We start from the raw sequence: 15,527 nt of genomic DNA, 5'->3' as shown, positions 1-15,527 counted from the left end.
GGCTTTCTTGTTCGGCAATTTGCTTCTCCGTCAGCGGTACAAACTCCAACTTATACTCACCAGTCAGATGAGGTCTCATTATTTGATAGAAACTGCTACGAAATTGATGGCGTTCGAGCTTTGATGGTGGTCTGTAATTATATTTGTTGCAGCAATGTTTATCAGTGTAGTGTTCTTGCCTGTTCATAATTATTCCTCGTTGATGTCCCTGATAATGAACGAAGAGATTCATAGCGATGGGATAAGTCTAAGCGTAATTAAATAGATTGGCAATAGTTATAAAAAAAAACTATCTTAAAAAATTTAACTAATAAATAAAACTTATAATAGTAAGTAACTCAGGCTTAATTTAAGTTGATAAAACATTGCAATCTACACAATATGAGTATTTATATGTAGGTAGGGTAAAGTAGAGTTTACAGAATTTTTACAAGAGTGTCAGTTAACTTGACGGGCTTTTTAAAAGAGATTGTTGCCGCTCATTATACATGGTATGCGGTTGACTATAAAATTGGACAGCCGCAAAAAATACAATTTCCTCTCGAACTTGGCTCAAGTGAGTCTAAGTGTTGTATGTAAGTAGTTTTACTTAAGTGTGTGATGCCAGTCGAAATTTCGATTCACGCTCGGGATAGCTGCGCTTCACGCACGGCTTTGCACAATGCAAGCCGAAAGGTCGATCGCCCGTTTGGACAATTACTCGAAAGGTCGATCGCCCGTTTGGACAATTACTCGAAAGGTCGATCGCCCGTTTGGACAATTTCGTCAAAAGGTCGATCGCACGTTTGGACAATTACTCGAAAGGTCGATCGCCCGTTTGGACAATTTCGTCAAAAGGTCGATCGCACGTTTGGACAATTACTCGAAATGGCGATCGCACGTTTGGACAATTGACTCGAAAAGGTCGATCGCACGTTTGGACAATTACTCGAAAGGTCGATCGCACGTTTGGACAATTACTCGAAATGGCGATCGCACGTTTGGACAATTGACTCGAAAAGGTCGATCGCACTTGTTACAAAATTACTCAAAAGGTCGATCGCACGTTTAGACAATTGACTCGAAAAGGTCGATCGCACTTGTTGCAAAACTTACTCAAAAGGTCTATCTAATATTGTAGCCGATGCAGTAGAAAAACCGCTCCCCTCGCCCTCCGCAACCAGCAAGTGTCTCAGATCACAAGGTCGATCGATCGCCCTCACTGCCCAAAAACCTAAAAATATGTCAAATTAAGTAAAGGGTTATAAAATAACTCTTGCCATATCCGCAGACAGTTATGACAACGAAACTAAGAACTACAGACACAGAAAAAATGGAGATAGACTTGCAGCAGTTGAGGGCAGACCAAGAACTGATACTCAACCAAGTAGACAATGCGATCGCTCTGTTCGACTCGTCTGACAGCTTAGTTTTGTTTAACAAAAAATTGGCCGAGACTTGGGCACTATCTCCAGAATGGCTCGCCACAAAGCCCAAGTGCGACTTGTTGTTTGCCGAAATTGTCGATCGCGGTTACTTGTCGCTTCAGCAGTGGGAACAGTTTCAGCAAGCACTGCAAAAATCTCAGGATGAAAGTTTATCATTCTATTTCGAGCAATCCAATGCCGTTTGTTTGGAAGTATTCGCCACAATTACCAACAGCGGCGGGCGGCTGTTTACCTTTCGAGACGTTACCGTATACCAAAACTCCCAAGCTAGCTTGAACGCAGAAGTCAGGCGCCTGACATTTCTTTTAGGCTTAACTGAACGCCTGCAAAACTCTCACAGTTTGCAAGAAATAGGTCAGTTTGCCCTCAGCTATCTGGTAGAAGCAACGAATGCTGCTTTCGGAGATGTGAAAGTGATTAGCGGTAAGGGAAAAGATCGGCAAGCAGCGGCGATTTCAAACCAAGTTTCAACTCAATTTCTGGCTAGTTACGGGGAACCAGTGGCCGCCGAAATGCAAGAATTGCTCGACAAAGGTATTCCCTACGGCACCGGTTTGCTGTGGGAAGTGGTGGAAACTGGTAAACCTTTGTTTGTCGATGATTATGCCGAACATCCCAATGCTGTGCCGCAATTTCGACATCCGGGAATCGGACAATTGGGCATTTTTCCGATCGCATCTACCGACGGCCAAATCATCGGAGTGCTGACGCTGGAGTCGCGCAACGTCAAAAAACTGCAAGCTTCCCTCCACCAAGAAGTGCTCACGGCTGCTTGTCGGACTCTGGGGGCCGCAATCGAGCGGGCTCAGACACAAGAAAACCTCCGCCAAGTTAACGAACAATTAGAGTATTCTTCTCAGTTAAAATCCGAGTTTTTAGCCTCGATGTCCCACGAATTGCGGACGCCTCTCAACAGCATTCTCGGCTTTTCTGACTTGCTGCTGCGCCAAACATCCGGACACTTGAGCGATCGACAAGTGAACTATGTAGAACTGATCGAAAAAAGCGGTCAGCACTTGTTGCAGCTAATCAACGATATTCTCGACCTTTCTAAAATTGAAGCGGGGAAAGTAGAACTAAATTTACTGCCGGTGCGCGTTCACGAACTCGCCACAGACTGTCTGAAAATGATTCAGCCGCGGGCAGATAAAAAGCGGATCGCTTTGTCTTTAGAACTCGACTACCGCCTTACTAAAGTTTTGCTCGACGAACGGCGAGTGCGACAAATTGTGATTAATTTACTTTCCAACGCTATCAAATTTACCCCCGAACGGGGACAAGTTAAACTCAGCGGGCGTCTGGCCTACGGCGGTGAAATGGAGGGCGACTACCGCCCCGATCGTTCTCCTGTAAATGCCAGCACTCCTTACTTTTGTTTGGAGGTGAAAGACTCCGGTATTGGCATTCCTGAAGACCGCTGGCACTTGCTATTTCGACCTTTTCAACAGGTGGATTCTTCCCTGACTAGGCGCCACGAAGGTACTGGTTTGGGTTTGGCTTTGACTAAGCGTCTGGCGGAATTGCACGGGGGAACTGTTTCTTTTCAATCTGTTTGCGATCGCGGCAGTCTGTTCCGCGTTTGGCTGCCTTTGACTGAGATGCGTCAAGAATTGGGCAGCTTTGCTGCTTGTGCTTTGGATGCTAAGTTAGTTCCTGCTTCTGCGATCGCATTACCACTTGGCAGCAAGCGGATTCTGGTGGTGGAAGACCAACCTTTTAACCAAATGTTAATTTCAGAGGTGATGGAATTGGAGGGCTACGGGGTAGAGATTCTGGCGGATGGTTCGTCAATGCTCGATCGCATCCATGCCGCCTCTGCTGCGCCGGAATTGCTGCCAGATTTGATTTTGATGGACATTCAGTTACCCGATGTTGATGGGTTTGAGTTGATGCGCCGAGTCAAAGCAAATCCTGTCTGGGAGTCGGTACCGATGATTGCGGTGACGGCGATGGCGATGGCTGGCGATTGCGATCGATGTTTGGAAGCTGGCGCTTCTGCTTATTTGAGCAAGCCGCTGGATCTAAATTTGGCGATCGCTACTGTCCGTTCTTTTCTCAACTAACAATAATTATTTGCAGTTCCAGCAGTGCCATTTATTACAAGTTATAACTGAAAAGGTTAGACTCAATAGTAGATAAATGTCTGTAGGACTTGCGCGCACTTGCTTCAGAAACCCGGTTCTTGCCAAAATTATCGAGTTTAATAACGAGAAATATACGAATCTACTAGGTTTCGAGCTGCTCGCGCCAAAGTCCAGAGCTAAATTCAATGTATTATATCATATTCCATGTCAAACAAGTCGCCCTGCATCATGTTGGTTGATGACGAGCCAGCTAATCTGATTTTATTGGAAGAATTATTGCAGATGAAAGGATACGCCACAGTATCAGCGCTATGTGGGGATGAAGCCCTCTCCCTCGCCCGTGTATCTCGACCGGATTTAATTTTACTAGATATTATGATGCCGGATATGGACGGTTTTGATGTGTGCGAGATCCTGCGGAATGATACCGCATTGCAAACTGTACCGGTAATTTTTTTGACTGCCCTCGATGACGAGACTTCTCGCCTCACAGGGTTAGAAATGATGGCCGATGATTATTTAACAAAGCCTTTTAACAGTCGCTTGCTGTTAGCGAAAGTGGAAAATATTTTGCAGTTGAGCCAAATGCGATCGCAAGCTGTATCTTCCCAATTCAACCAGCAAGTCAGAGAGCAAAGCAAGCGCCAAATCGCCGCCGCCTGGGAGGCTAACGAATATCTTTCCGAAAAATTTCACCTATTTGTCCCGGAACAGCTTCTCGAACGCATTGCGCCGCAAGGGATAGAATCAATTCAGTTGGGCAATGTCACAGAAGAAGAGCTGACTATTTTATTTTGCGACATTCGGGGGTTTACTGCGATCGCCGAATCTCAAGAAGCACGCGAAACCTTTGAATGGTTGAACGCTTTTTTTACGAAAATGAACCATTGCATCACATCCCACGGCGGGTTTATTGACAAATACCTAGGCGATGCTATCATGGCAGTATTTGACCAACCGCATTCTCACGCTATAAATGCGATCGAAGCCGCAGTAGCAATGCAAGAAAGTTTGCAGGAATTTAATGCCGAGCGCCACAAATACAATTTAGAATATCCCGTCAATATCGGTACTGGAATTAACACAGGTATCGGCATGATCGGCACCTTGGGTTCCGATCGCCGGATGGACTCTACAGTCATCGGCGATGTGGTAAATACAGCTTCTCGGTTAGAAAATTTAACCAAAATATACGGCTGTCAAATAATTGTTAGCGAAAATGCGATCGTTCATGCGAGAGAATTTCTAAATAGCATAAGTCCGAACTCAAACTCAAAAGAAAGTCTATTATTAAAGTGCGACTTGGAAGCCGAAACACCGGAGAGTATGATTTCTGCTTCTCGCGCAACAGCAGCCGACAGCCATTCGCCCAGCAACAACTATTATTATCGCTGGATCGATCGAGTAACGCCGCGCGGCAAACAGCAAGCCATTGAAATCTACGAAATCTGGCCCGCCTCAAGTCCAGACTGTGAGGCAAAACAGCTTACCCAGACTTTATTTGACAAAGGAATTCAAGGATGGCAATCCGAAAGATTTGTCGCCGCCTTGGGATATTTTCAGCAACTAATCGAACAAAACCCCGCTGATACAGTCGTCAGTTTTTATATAGAAAAATGCCAGGAAAAACTAGGTCTTATACCTGCAAATATCAGCTCAGAAATGAGCTAAATAAAACCCGTTCGCAGTGAGGACTTCAGTCCTAAAAAGGTTCGTAGTAAGGACTTCAGTCCTAAAAAGGTTCGTAGTAAGGACTTCAGTCCTCTCTTGAAGTTCGTAGTAAGGACTTCAGTCCTCTCTTGAAGTTCGTAGTGAGGACTTCAGTCCTCTCTTGAAGTTCGTAGTGAGGACTTCAGTCCTCAGTCTCAGTATCAATAAGGACTAAAGTCCTGACTACGAACCTATGAGAACATTCTAACTTGAGTTCGCACCAATAAGGACTAAAGTCCTTACTACGAACCTATGAAATAACTCGAATTTAGTTGGGCTCAAACAGCAGTCAAAACCTGCTCTCTCAACTTCCCGATCAACTCATTAACCCCGCCCGAATTCAAACGATAACTCAAAGGATGACCGATCAAATAAGCCGAACTTTGAAACAAAACATCAATTTCCACCAAACCATTTTCCCGCAAAGTTTTGCCAGTCGAAACCAAATCCACAATCGCCTCCGACATACCCGTAATCGGCCCCAACTCCACAGAACCGTAAAGCGGCACAATTTCCACCGGCAAATTCAAATTATGAAAATATTCTCTCGCACAGTGTACGAACTTAGAAGCAACTCTACCGTGAGGAGGCAAATCCACACTGCGCCGATAAGAACTAGATTCCTTTACCGCCACCGACAGCCGGCACTTGCCAAAATTTAAATCAATTAAATTCGCAACTTTTGGAGTTTTTTCCCGCAAAACATCATAACCCGCAATCCCCAAATCAGCTTGGCCGTATTCCACATAAACCGGCACGTCGTGCGTCCTTACTAGCAAAGCTTTTGCCGTTCCGGTAGTGTCATAAATTTGAAGTTGGCGGTTAGAGGAATCGAGAAAAGCACTGAAGTCTAATCCAACGGATTTAAACAGTCGAATGCTATCTCCTAACAGTCCGCCTTTGGGAAGTGCTACGGTAATCATATTGATTTGAAATTCTAAATTGCTGAATTTGGGATGCGGAATCGGCGCTGCCCGAGCGGAAACAGCTTTTTCCTCAACCACCATAGCACAAATTGTACAAATATTAAAACAAGTTCAGGTATTGCTAATAATTGTGTTTGTGTATAATATATTGTATTGAGGCTGAGTTACATCGGATTTTATTAACGATTGTCTGCTCAATAGATGATAGCTGAAAGCAAAACTATGACCAAATTGACTCTGGTAATCGGCAACAAAAATTATTCGTCTTGGTCGCTGCGTCCTTGGCTGGCGATGAAACAAGCTGGACTAGATTTTGCCGAAGTGAGAATCCCCCTAGACGGGCCGACAACCCATGGGGAAATTCGGCGCTATTCTCCTTCGGGAAAGGTGCCAGTTTTAATTGATGGCGACTTGAAAGTGTGGGAATCTTTAGCAATTTGCGAGTACGTTGCAGAACGCTTTGCTAATGATTTGTGGCCGGCGGATATAGCAGCTAGGGCGATCGCCCGTTCCATCTGCGCCGAAATGCACGCAGGCTTCCAAAATCTGCGCGAAAATATGCCTATGGACTGCCGCAACCGCTATCCGGGAGAAGGAATGACTCCCGGTGTCGAAGCAGAGATCGATCGCATCTTTGCCATTTGGCGCGAATCCCGCCAAAAATTCGGAACAGGCGGCGATATGCTGTTCGGACAATTCACAATTGCTGACGCTATGTTTGCCCCGGTTGTCATGCGTTTTGTCACCTACGAAGTCAAATTAGATGCACAAGCACAAGCTTATGCTGATGCGCTGTTGGCACTACCTGCAATGCAGGAATGGCTAGCAGCAGCTTGCAGCGAATCCGAAAGTATTCCACATCTTAAAATCTAGCAAAAATCAGTTTACTTAACCTAGGAAAGCGATCGCAACCTCACCACAGATGGGCAACCGCGGAGAGTTTGCCCTACACAACCTGCTTGTCTGCAAGCTTTACGTAATTCATGCTCAAATCTCAAATCTCAAATCTCAAATCTCAAATCAGAATGCGGATTCTTTTAGTTGATGATGAAGTTGAGTTGACTGACCCTTTGAGTCGAGTTTTAAGCCGCGAAGGTTATACCGTTGATGTGGCATTTGACGGCGCAACTGGCAGCAATTTAGCAATGCAGGGAAATTACGATTTGCTAATTTTGGATTGGATGCTACCGAGACAAACCGGATTAGCAATTTGTCAGCAATTGCGATCGCAAGGAAAGAACACACCAGTCCTATTTCTCACCGCCAAAGACACCCTAGACGATCGCGTACAAGGACTCGACGCAGGCGCAGACGACTATCTAGTCAAGCCATTTGAACTGCGAGAACTCCTAGCCAGAGTCCGCGCCTTGCTGCGGCGCCCTCCTACTTTTGACCCCGAAGTAGCCGTCGGGCGGCTGCAAGTCGCAGACTTACAGCTAGACTACGACAACCAAATAGCCTATCGGGGCGATCGAACAATCGACCTATCAGAAAAAGAATGTCAACTATTAGAATACCTAATGCGCCATCCCGGTCAAATACTAACACACGAACAAATCCACCAATACTTGTGGAGTGAAACAGAAAAACCCAGCAGCAACGTATTAGCAGCTCAAATTCGCCTGCTGCGGCGCAAAATAGAAGCCCCTAGCGAATCAGTCCTAATTCACACAGTTTACGGCAGAGGCTATCGCTTTGCAGAAGCCAATTAAACATAATAGGAATTGCCCATAAAATTCATCTTGTAGGGTGCGCACCGCGCACATTCCGCGTATATAAAGTTATCTACTTTCGCAAAAACCAGGGCTAGTTTTGTACAAGTATTATCTGTTATCGTGAAAATTTACTCCTAAATCATCCCCTAGGAATCTTGACAAACCAAAGTAATTACCGTCACCTCCGGCGGACAAAATAACCTCCCCGGCGCATAAGTACCCAAACCGCGATTAACGTACAACAAATTACTCCCAACCCGATGCAAACCGCTAGCCCATTCCCAGTGACTAACTACCCGATCGCAAGCCGACACAAAAGGAAGAAACTTTCGGATTTTTGGAGGAATCAAATAGCCAATTTTTCTCACCCAAGCATACAAAGGCCCGATACCGGGAATCACAATTTGACCGCCGTGAGTGTGCCCAGAAAACTGCAAATCAATCCGCCACTTTTGCAGATGTTCAGCAGTATCAGGATTGTGAGACAAGACAATCCGAGGAATCGCCGGATTTATTGATGCCATTACAGGCGACGGTGCAAAATCGCCCGACCAAAAATCCGCCAACCCAACTAAAGCCAACTCAGACCCCAAAGGATAAATAGCTTCATTGTACAAAACCCCAATCCCGACGCTATTTAAAGCATTAGCCACCTCTATTTTTGCCCCAGGGAAATAGTGGTCGTGATTCCCCAAAACAGCGTAAATTCCCACCCGACTTTGCAAGTTTTTCAATCGCTGCACCAAACCGTAAATAGGCGCCGGATCGTAGGTAATAAAGTCTCCGGTTAAAAAAATTAAGTCTGGTTCCGCTTCATTAGCCGCGGCAATCGCCTCGAATAGCAACCATTCCGACAGCCGCACCCCGTCATAATGAAAATCAGTAAGCTGTACAATTTTAGTACCCGATAGATTTGCTGGAAGATTCGCGATCGGTATTGTTAAACAGTCTACCCGCAGTTTCCCAGTTAATAACCTGTGCATAAATCTAAGGTTTATTGACAGAGCGCAACCTCTAGTGTAGCAAATAAACAGACAAGACTGCAAAACCCCATGATTTCCTTGGTGTCGATGCTTGTATAAATTCCTTCTTCCTTCTCTCGCGACGATAACTAAAGCCTTCCTTCTTCCTTCTTCTTCCTTCTTCCATCCGTTACATCCGTTACATCCGTTACATCCGTTACACAATCCGTTGCCGAACTTCATTTATGATAAATCACCTCAAAAGTTTCGACAGCTTTCTTCTTACCTTTAACAATCACAGAGCCAATTTTCCTAAACTCAAACATATCTTTAGTAGCGCTGTACACACTGTCGCTAACCAAAATTTGTCCTCCCTCAGCCATTGACTGCAACCTAGATGCAATATTCACCTCATCCCCGATCGCAGTATAGTCCATGTGCTGCGGCGAACCAATATTGCCCACAACCACCTCCCCCGAACTAATGCCAATACCAGTCAGAAAATTATCCGTAATCCAAGGCACCGACATCCTCCCGATCCGGCGCTGCATATCGATCGCAGTTTCGATCGCCTTCCTTTCGCGATCTGCCACCTCCGAAGGCGCCCCAAACATTGCCACAATCATATCTCCCACAAACTTATTCACAGTACCCTCATGACTAAAAATTACCTCTACCATCTCCGTAAAATACTCATTTAAATACATCACTATTTTTTCAGCAGGCAGCTCTTCACACTTAGTAGTAAAATCTCTAATATCCGAAAAAAGAACCGTTAGATTTCGCTTAGTCGGATTCATAGAAATATCTCCTTTAGCTTCGATAACTGCTCGCACCACCTGGGGAGAAAGGTATCTTTCCAAATTATTTTTAATCCGTTCTTCCTTCAATTTACTTTCATGTAAAAGCGCATTCTCGATCGCCGCCGCCGCTTGCGATGCCAAAGCCGTAAATAATTTTAAATCCTGTGCCGTATAGTTGACAAGTTCGTTATGACTAATATTGATCACGCCGATCGTACCGTTCTGCGTTGTCAGAGGCGCACAAATCATAGAACGCATCTCATTGTCTCCCAGAACATATCTCGGATCGGACAAGACATCATTGACTATTTCAGCTTTGCCAGAAACAAGAATATGACCTGCTATCCCTATATTGGGGCCAATTTTTGTTTTGCAGTTATACTCTTTACCCCTGGCAGAAATTATCTCCAGCTTCCCTATTTTTTTATTCATTAGCATGACTGAAATATTCGTAGATTCAATCAATTTTTTAGCTTCATTTACTACCAACTTACTAACTTCAGCAACTCCCAAACAAGTAGCTATTTTGCTAGAAAAATCGTACAAAAAATTAACTTCTTCGTACTTATCTAAAGTATCAACAGCCAAAGTTCTTACACCCAAGTCGGCGCTGGCCGCATAACTCAGCATATCGGCAATAAATGCGGCTTTTTGAGTTCCCGTTACGTAACCGATAACTTCATCGGCTAGGATGATAGGATAGCTATTGAAGGAGGTCTGACAGTCTTCCCCAAATAAGATAGTTCCTTCAACATTCCGAATAGCGATCGGAGCGTCTAAAACACCAAGCGCGCCCTCAATAACCACCCGCAAATCTTTCTTAGAAATCAATTTTTTGAGATTGATACGAACCATTTACTTTGCTATTGGTCTTGAATAAGCGATCGTTAGTCATTAATTTTTAACCAGCCAGTCGATTTTAGATTTTAGATTTTAGATTTACTTGCAGCGCAGAGAATCTGGGAGCAGGAACTAGCGTCTAAAATTTGTGGCTCTCCACGACAGTCCTGCGGGGGATTGTACCCGTTTTTGGGCGGGGGAACCAACGACCAAAAACCCAAGACTATTCTTGTTAATTGATTGCGTACCTCTCCCTACACCTGTGCAGTCAAACCCAGAATTTCCCTAGCTTTGACCAGCACTTCTTTCGGGCGAAAAGGTTTAGTCATATAAAGATTTGCCCCCACAGCCATACCGCTTTGCTTATCATATTCTTGTCCCTTAGCTGTCAACATAATAATGTAAATGTCCTCCATACCTAGTTCATTTTTAACCGTATTGCATACCTCTAACCCGCTCATTTTCGGCATCATCACATCGAGAAAAACCAAATCCGGCTTTTCTTCCTTAATTCTGTTCAATGCCTCAACTCCATCTCTCGCAGTCAGCAACTCTACATCATCCTCATCTTCCAACTTTTCTAGAGCCTGCTCCATCAAAATCAGAATATTCGGTTCGTCATCCACAATTAAAACTTTTTTCACAACAATTCCCCATGAATGTGTTTGCTCAGCCCGTTATCCTCGGCAATATCTCCAAAAACAATTATGGATACATTTTCCAAGCCCTTAGTAAGCCGCAATTTTTTGACCAATTCTTGCTCTTGAGATAACGCTTCGTCAATAATAATTAAATCCAGCTCCATCGCTCTAACTCGATCCAGGCATTCTCGACCATCAGATGCCTCGATCACATTATATCCCTGAAAAACCAAAGCATCCGACAAAGTTTTGAGAGTAGAACCCTGGCTAACAACCACCAACACCTTTTTATTTGACATCCCTTGCCGCAGGAGCAAGCCGATCTCCTTTAAAAGTACCGTTACATTTATAGGCTTGGTAAAATAGCTATCGACCCCCAAACGGTAGCCCCTTTCTCTGTCTTGAGTCAGGGATACGATGATAATCGGAATCCCCCGAGTTTCAGGGTCATTTTTGAGAACTGCCGCCACATCAAAACCGTCGATGTGAGGCATCATTACATCTAAAATAATCAGATCCGGTTTGACTGCTTTAGCATTACAAATAGCATCTCTACCGTTAATTGCCTCCGCGACTTTATATCCTTCTTGTTCCAGTGACTGCCTCAACATCTCTCGGATATTAGGCTCATCGTCAACAACTAAAATTTGCTGGCCTTTTTTAACGCCGAGCGGAGTTCTGCTGAGCACTTGCTGTTTCAGTTGACCGATTAAATCATTGATAATTTTGCATTTTTCCACCGGCTCAATATTTTTAACTAGCGGTATACTAAAGGAAAAAGTGCTGCCCTTGCCTAACTCGCTTTCTAGCCAAATTCTACCGCCGTGGTGTTCAACGATTTGTTTAGAAATTGGCAGCCCCAAGCCAGTGCCTTTAGGCTTTTCGGTCAGGATATCTCCCACTTGTTTAAATCTTTCAAAAACTTTGCTTTGGTCTTCTGGTGCAATGCCGATGCCAGTATCGATAATGCTAATAACCAGCTCGTCACCCTCTACTCTTGCCCGACAGGTGACAGAACCTGATTCTGTGAACTTGACTGCATTCGAGATTAAATTGATCGCTACTTGAACCATGCGATCCCGGTCTACTAATACCTGCGGCAGTCCAGGACTAAAATCTTTAATCAACTTTAAATTATTCTTTTCTAATAAAGATGACGTAGCGGCGATCGCCTGTTTTAAGATTTGCACTGGATTTGTCGGCTGTAACTGCCATTCAACACGACCCGCTTCCATCTTAGCAATATCCAAAACATCATTAATCAAAGATGTCAGCCGTTCAGCTTCTGACACAATAATGTTAATATTATCTGCAACTTTATTTAAAGCTTTTTTGATTTTTCTGTCTTCCGATGCGACTCCGGGGACAATCACTTCTTCTAGTTTTTCTTTAATCAGCGAAGCAAAACCCAAAACCGAAGTTAAAGGCGTCCGCAGTTCGTGAGAAACTGTCGCCAGGAAATCAGTTTTCATTCGGTCAACTTCTCGTTCCACCGTCACATCTCTAATCAAAATCACCGAACCGAGAGAGCGATCGGCTTCATCTTTCACCGCTTCTTTCAGAATAGTTGTCGCTAAAGCTTGACCGATCCTGCTATTTCCGAGTTCCACTTCCAGCGTCACAATTTCTCCCTCTCGGTGCTCTGTCGCCTCGACCAATTTTGCTAATTTTTTAGGAAAGATTTCGGATACTTTTTTTCCCTTCAGGTCAACATCTTTTAATTCAAACATCGCCAGCAGGGCAGGGTTAAACCTGGTAATTTTAGCTTCTATGTCCGTGACTAATAACCCGTCAGCCAAATTGTCAACGATCGCATTTAAGTCTGCCAAAGTCGTCCGCAATTCCCAGGACTGCTTTTTAGTGCGATCGAGCAATTCTGCTTGGTTCATAGCTACTCCCAATTGACTGCCAACCTGAGCCAGCAACCTCACTTCTCCCGCTTCCCACTCACGGGGGCCCGAGTTCTGGTAAGCTGCTAGCAAACCCCAGAGATTTTCCCCCACAAAAACAGGCGCTACACAATATGCTTTGGCTTGAATTTGTTCTAGAATTTCGATATGACATGGAGAGTGACCAATTTTATAGATGTCATCAACTACAAAAATTTCTTGATGGCGATACCTGCCACCCTCAGTTTTTTGCAAATAATCATCTTGCCAGACTGTTTTAATTTTATCAGTTACTAAAGGTATCCAACCTTCGGCTACCGACTCCGAGACAAATTCCCCGCTCCAGTTGGGAAAAAAACGGTAAACTCCAACCCTATCGCAATTGAGAATTTGCCGTACTTCTTGAGTTGTAGCGCTAAATATTTTGTCAATATTTAGCGTCTGGCGAATCCGTTCAATTACTCTAGTTAATGTGCGTTCCTGTTCGGCTGCTTTCGCCTGTTGTTTTGCTTGAAACTGTATTTGTTCTAGGTACTCGGATTGCTGCAAAGCCACGCCCAAATGAGTGGCAATTTGATTCAGCAACTTTACTTCTGTGTCTTCCCAGTGACGCGCGCCTGTGTGTTGAAAGGCACTGAGCAATCCCCAGAGTTTCTCTCCTTTAAAAATCGCAACTACCGCACAGGATTTGACACCAAAATATTCTAAAGCTTCTATGTGACAATCGCTCTGGCCGGCATTATAGATATCGTCAGCGATAAAGGTTTCCGCACACCGGAATCGACCTCCTTGGTGTTCGTTTAAGTAGGGGTCTTCCCAGCCGCTGCCTACCAATTTCGGCCAGTTACCGGATTCAGATTCAAAGATAAAGTCGCCAAAATAGTCTTCACGGAATTGATAAATGGCAATGCGATCGACATTCAAAAGTTTCCGCACTTCTGTCGCTGCTGTCTGGAAAATTGTTTCCATATCTAAGGTTTGGCGGATCTTGTCAATCATCCGAGTTATGGCTCGTTCTCGGTCTGCTTCCTTAACCAGCTCTTCTGTGCGTTTTCGCAATTGCTCCTCTAGAGTAGTTTGGAGTGCTGTTGACCGTCTATGAGCTTCATCTAAAAGTTTTGCTTGCTGTATTGCTATTCCTAAATGCACCGCAATTTGACTGGCAAAGTCAATTTCATCTTGCTGCCACTGGCGCGGGGCGCGACATTGGTGAATGCAGAGCAATCCCCAAAGTTTCTTGCCTTTGACTAAAGGTACGATTAAGTTGGCTTTTACCTGAAACTGGGCAAGAATAGCAATATGGCAATCGCTCAATCCGGCTTTATAGATATCATTTACTGCCTGAATTCTTCCTTGCTGATACCGCAGTGAATATTGTTTTCCAAAGCAGTGGTCGTGTACCTTTACAGCTTTTGCGGAATCAAACTCTGGCAGCACGTCTTCTGACACAAATTCGCCGTCGTCAAATCCTGAATCCTGGTAAAATTGAAATATTGCTACTCGATCGGCATTCAGGAGTTGTCGCACTTCCCGAGCGGTTGATTGAAAAATAATATCTAAGTCTAACGACTCGCGAATTTTGGTCACTACAGCAAATAGCGCCTTTTGTTTGGCAACTATAGCGGGTTCGGGTTTTGAGGCAGACTCTAGTTCGGCAACGCGCGCTTTGAGGGTTTCTACCTCAATTTTGAGGGACTCGTAATCTTCTGTATCTAATCCTACGTAATTTTCTGACATGGGTTTAACTCTCTTGTGGTTAGTTTATTAAGTATTGATAGTTGTTTATTTTGATAAGTATTAACTCAATTTAATTTTTTTTCAACCAACTTTAGACAGGATTTGCTCTGAGGGTTTGATAACTATTAATTAACGCTCAGTGCCCTAGATTGGCGATCGCGCGAGTTGAATAGTCGATCGAACGCTGCCCCGATCGAGCGGCCTTACACGCCCAACTGCTACAGCATTTTTATGATATATGACTTGAGTAACAAGCTGTTTAAAACGCGCTGAGTCCCCTTCAGACTGGCATTCCCCGCCCCGCATCTATATTCTTTTGGCAATTTTCCAAGCTCAGACACAGCGCCGCATCCCGATCGCGCGCGGCTACCACGGAGAAGATGTCCCCTACAAAACACTATATATACATTGCGACAACTGCGAGGGATTGCCCCTACAGCATCAATCTGGCATCTTGCACCAAAGTCCGCAACGGGCTCGCGTGCGGGTTCCAGCATCAATAATGGGCTTTTTCGCCTCTCTATCGTTTCATCAGCTTTCCTAATGACGCCCATCAGTTAAGCTGTCGTTACAGGCCTTTACAAACCTTAACAGTACCGTTAATAATAGAGACATCATCCGAACATTGAAAACCAAATACAGCAATCATAAAACCATGACAGCCACCTTACAGCAGCGCGAAAGCGCTAATATCTGGTCGCAGTTTTGCAACTGGGTCACCAGCACCGACAACCGCATTTATGTAGGTTGGTTCGGAGTCTTGATGATTCCCACCTTGCTAACTGCCACAATC

Annotated in this window: 11 protein-coding genes and 1 pseudogene; 6 read left to right on the top strand and 6 right to left on the bottom strand. The window is 44.5% G+C overall.

Translation table 11 applies throughout. The features are described 5' to 3' along the window. The coding region (locus JGK39_RS28320; RefSeq protein WP_293260296.1) for a hypothetical protein at positions 1-187 on the bottom strand (187 nt) is incomplete at its 3' end. Between the two features lie 474 nt (positions 188-661). On the opposite strand from JGK39_RS28320, the gene JGK39_RS28315 reads away from it, so the two are divergent. The 3 genes from JGK39_RS28315 to JGK39_RS28305 all read left to right on the top strand — a co-directional run bounded on the left by JGK39_RS28315 (position 662) and on the right by JGK39_RS28305 (position 5,182). Continuing rightward, positions 662-1,051: a hypothetical protein gene (locus JGK39_RS28315; RefSeq protein WP_293260299.1), complete on the top strand. Its 390-nt coding sequence runs from the start codon at positions 662-664 to the stop codon at positions 1,049-1,051. A gap of 225 nt (positions 1,052-1,276) precedes the next feature. Continuing rightward, positions 1,277-3,490: an ATP-binding protein gene (locus tag JGK39_RS28310; RefSeq protein ID WP_293260302.1), complete on the top strand. Its 2,214-nt coding sequence runs from the start codon at positions 1,277-1,279 to the stop codon at positions 3,488-3,490. A gap of 225 nt (positions 3,491-3,715) precedes the next feature. Then, positions 3,716-5,182 carry a response regulator gene (locus tag JGK39_RS28305; RefSeq protein WP_293260305.1) on the top strand — a complete coding sequence of 489 codons (1,467 nt, stop codon included), beginning with the start codon at positions 3,716-3,718 and terminating at the stop codon, positions 5,180-5,182. Positions 5,183-5,499: 317 nt separating this feature from the next. Here JGK39_RS28305 and hisG read toward each other — a convergent pair whose 3' ends face one another. Next, positions 5,500-6,144 (bottom strand): ATP phosphoribosyltransferase, encoded by a 645-nt coding sequence (gene hisG / locus JGK39_RS28300; protein WP_293260317.1) that lies wholly within the window; start codon positions 6,142-6,144, stop codon positions 5,500-5,502. Between the two features lie 225 nt (positions 6,145-6,369). Here hisG and JGK39_RS28295 point away from each other — a divergent pair, with 225 nt between their 5' ends. Further along, positions 6,370-7,020: a glutathione S-transferase family protein gene (locus JGK39_RS28295; protein ID WP_293260308.1), complete on the top strand. Its 651-nt coding sequence runs from the start codon at positions 6,370-6,372 to the stop codon at positions 7,018-7,020. 152 nt (positions 7,021-7,172) lie between these two features. Continuing rightward, entirely contained in the window at positions 7,173-7,859 is a 687-nt protein-coding gene (gene rppA / locus JGK39_RS28290; protein ID WP_293260321.1) for a two-component system response regulator RppA, read from the top strand. Between the two features lie 149 nt (positions 7,860-8,008). Here rppA and JGK39_RS28285 read toward each other — a convergent pair whose 3' ends face one another. The 4 genes from JGK39_RS28285 to JGK39_RS28270 all read right to left on the bottom strand — a co-directional run bounded on the left by JGK39_RS28285 (position 8,009) and on the right by JGK39_RS28270 (position 14,734). Beyond that, on the bottom strand, positions 8,009-8,845 hold the full coding sequence (locus tag JGK39_RS28285) for a metallophosphoesterase (RefSeq protein ID WP_293260323.1): 837 nt from the start codon (positions 8,843-8,845) through the stop codon (positions 8,009-8,011). Positions 8,846-9,063: 218 nt separating this feature from the next. Further along, positions 9,064-10,482 carry an adenylate/guanylate cyclase domain-containing protein gene (locus tag JGK39_RS28280; RefSeq protein WP_293260311.1) on the bottom strand — a complete coding sequence of 473 codons (1,419 nt, stop codon included), beginning with the start codon at positions 10,480-10,482 and terminating at the stop codon, positions 9,064-9,066. A 239-nt stretch (positions 10,483-10,721) separates the two neighbouring features. Further along, positions 10,722-11,117: a response regulator gene (locus tag JGK39_RS28275; RefSeq protein WP_293260325.1), complete on the bottom strand. Its 396-nt coding sequence runs from the start codon at positions 11,115-11,117 to the stop codon at positions 10,722-10,724. After that, on the bottom strand, positions 11,108-14,734 hold the full coding sequence (locus tag JGK39_RS28270) for a GAF domain-containing protein (protein ID WP_293260314.1): 3,627 nt from the start codon (positions 14,732-14,734) through the stop codon (positions 11,108-11,110). The genes JGK39_RS28275 and JGK39_RS28270 overlap by 10 nt, the downstream gene beginning before the upstream one ends. A 655-nt stretch (positions 14,735-15,389) precedes the next feature. On the opposite strand from JGK39_RS28270, the pseudogene JGK39_RS28265 reads away from it, so the two are divergent. Next, a pseudogene (locus JGK39_RS28265) lies at positions 15,390-15,527 on the top strand (photosystem II q(b) protein); the annotation flags it as partial.

The sequence above is a fragment of the Microcoleus sp. PH2017_12_PCY_D_A genome (assembly GCF_020738565.1).
In the GTDB taxonomy this organism is placed as follows: domain Bacteria; phylum Cyanobacteriota; class Cyanobacteriia; order Cyanobacteriales; family Microcoleaceae; genus Microcoleus.
The sequence above is the reverse complement of the archived record's forward strand: the minus strand, read 5'-3'. Positions and strand labels throughout refer to the sequence as shown.

Bases quoted from the DNA above. Each gene is read 5' to 3' on its own strand.
- JGK39_RS28315 (WP_293260299.1), top strand. From the start codon at position 662: ATGCAAGCCGAAAGGTCGATCGCCCGTTTGGACAATTACTCGAAAGGT.
- JGK39_RS28310 (WP_293260302.1), top strand. From the start codon at position 1,277: ATGACAACGAAACTAAGAACTACAGACACAGAAAAAATGGAGATAGAC.
- JGK39_RS28305 (WP_293260305.1), top strand. From the start codon at position 3,716: ATGTCAAACAAGTCGCCCTGCATCATGTTGGTTGATGACGAGCCAGCT.
- hisG (WP_293260317.1), bottom strand. From the start codon at position 6,144: ATGATTACCGTAGCACTTCCCAAAGGCGGACTGTTAGGAGATAGCATT.
- JGK39_RS28295 (WP_293260308.1), top strand. From the start codon at position 6,370: ATGACCAAATTGACTCTGGTAATCGGCAACAAAAATTATTCGTCTTGG.
- rppA (WP_293260321.1), top strand. From the start codon at position 7,173: ATGCGGATTCTTTTAGTTGATGATGAAGTTGAGTTGACTGACCCTTTG.
- JGK39_RS28285 (WP_293260323.1), bottom strand. From the start codon at position 8,845: ATGCACAGGTTATTAACTGGGAAACTGCGGGTAGACTGTTTAACAATA.
- JGK39_RS28280 (WP_293260311.1), bottom strand. From the start codon at position 10,482: ATGGTTCGTATCAATCTCAAAAAATTGATTTCTAAGAAAGATTTGCGG.
- JGK39_RS28270 (WP_293260314.1), bottom strand. From the start codon at position 14,734: ATGTCAGAAAATTACGTAGGATTAGATACAGAAGATTACGAGTCCCTC.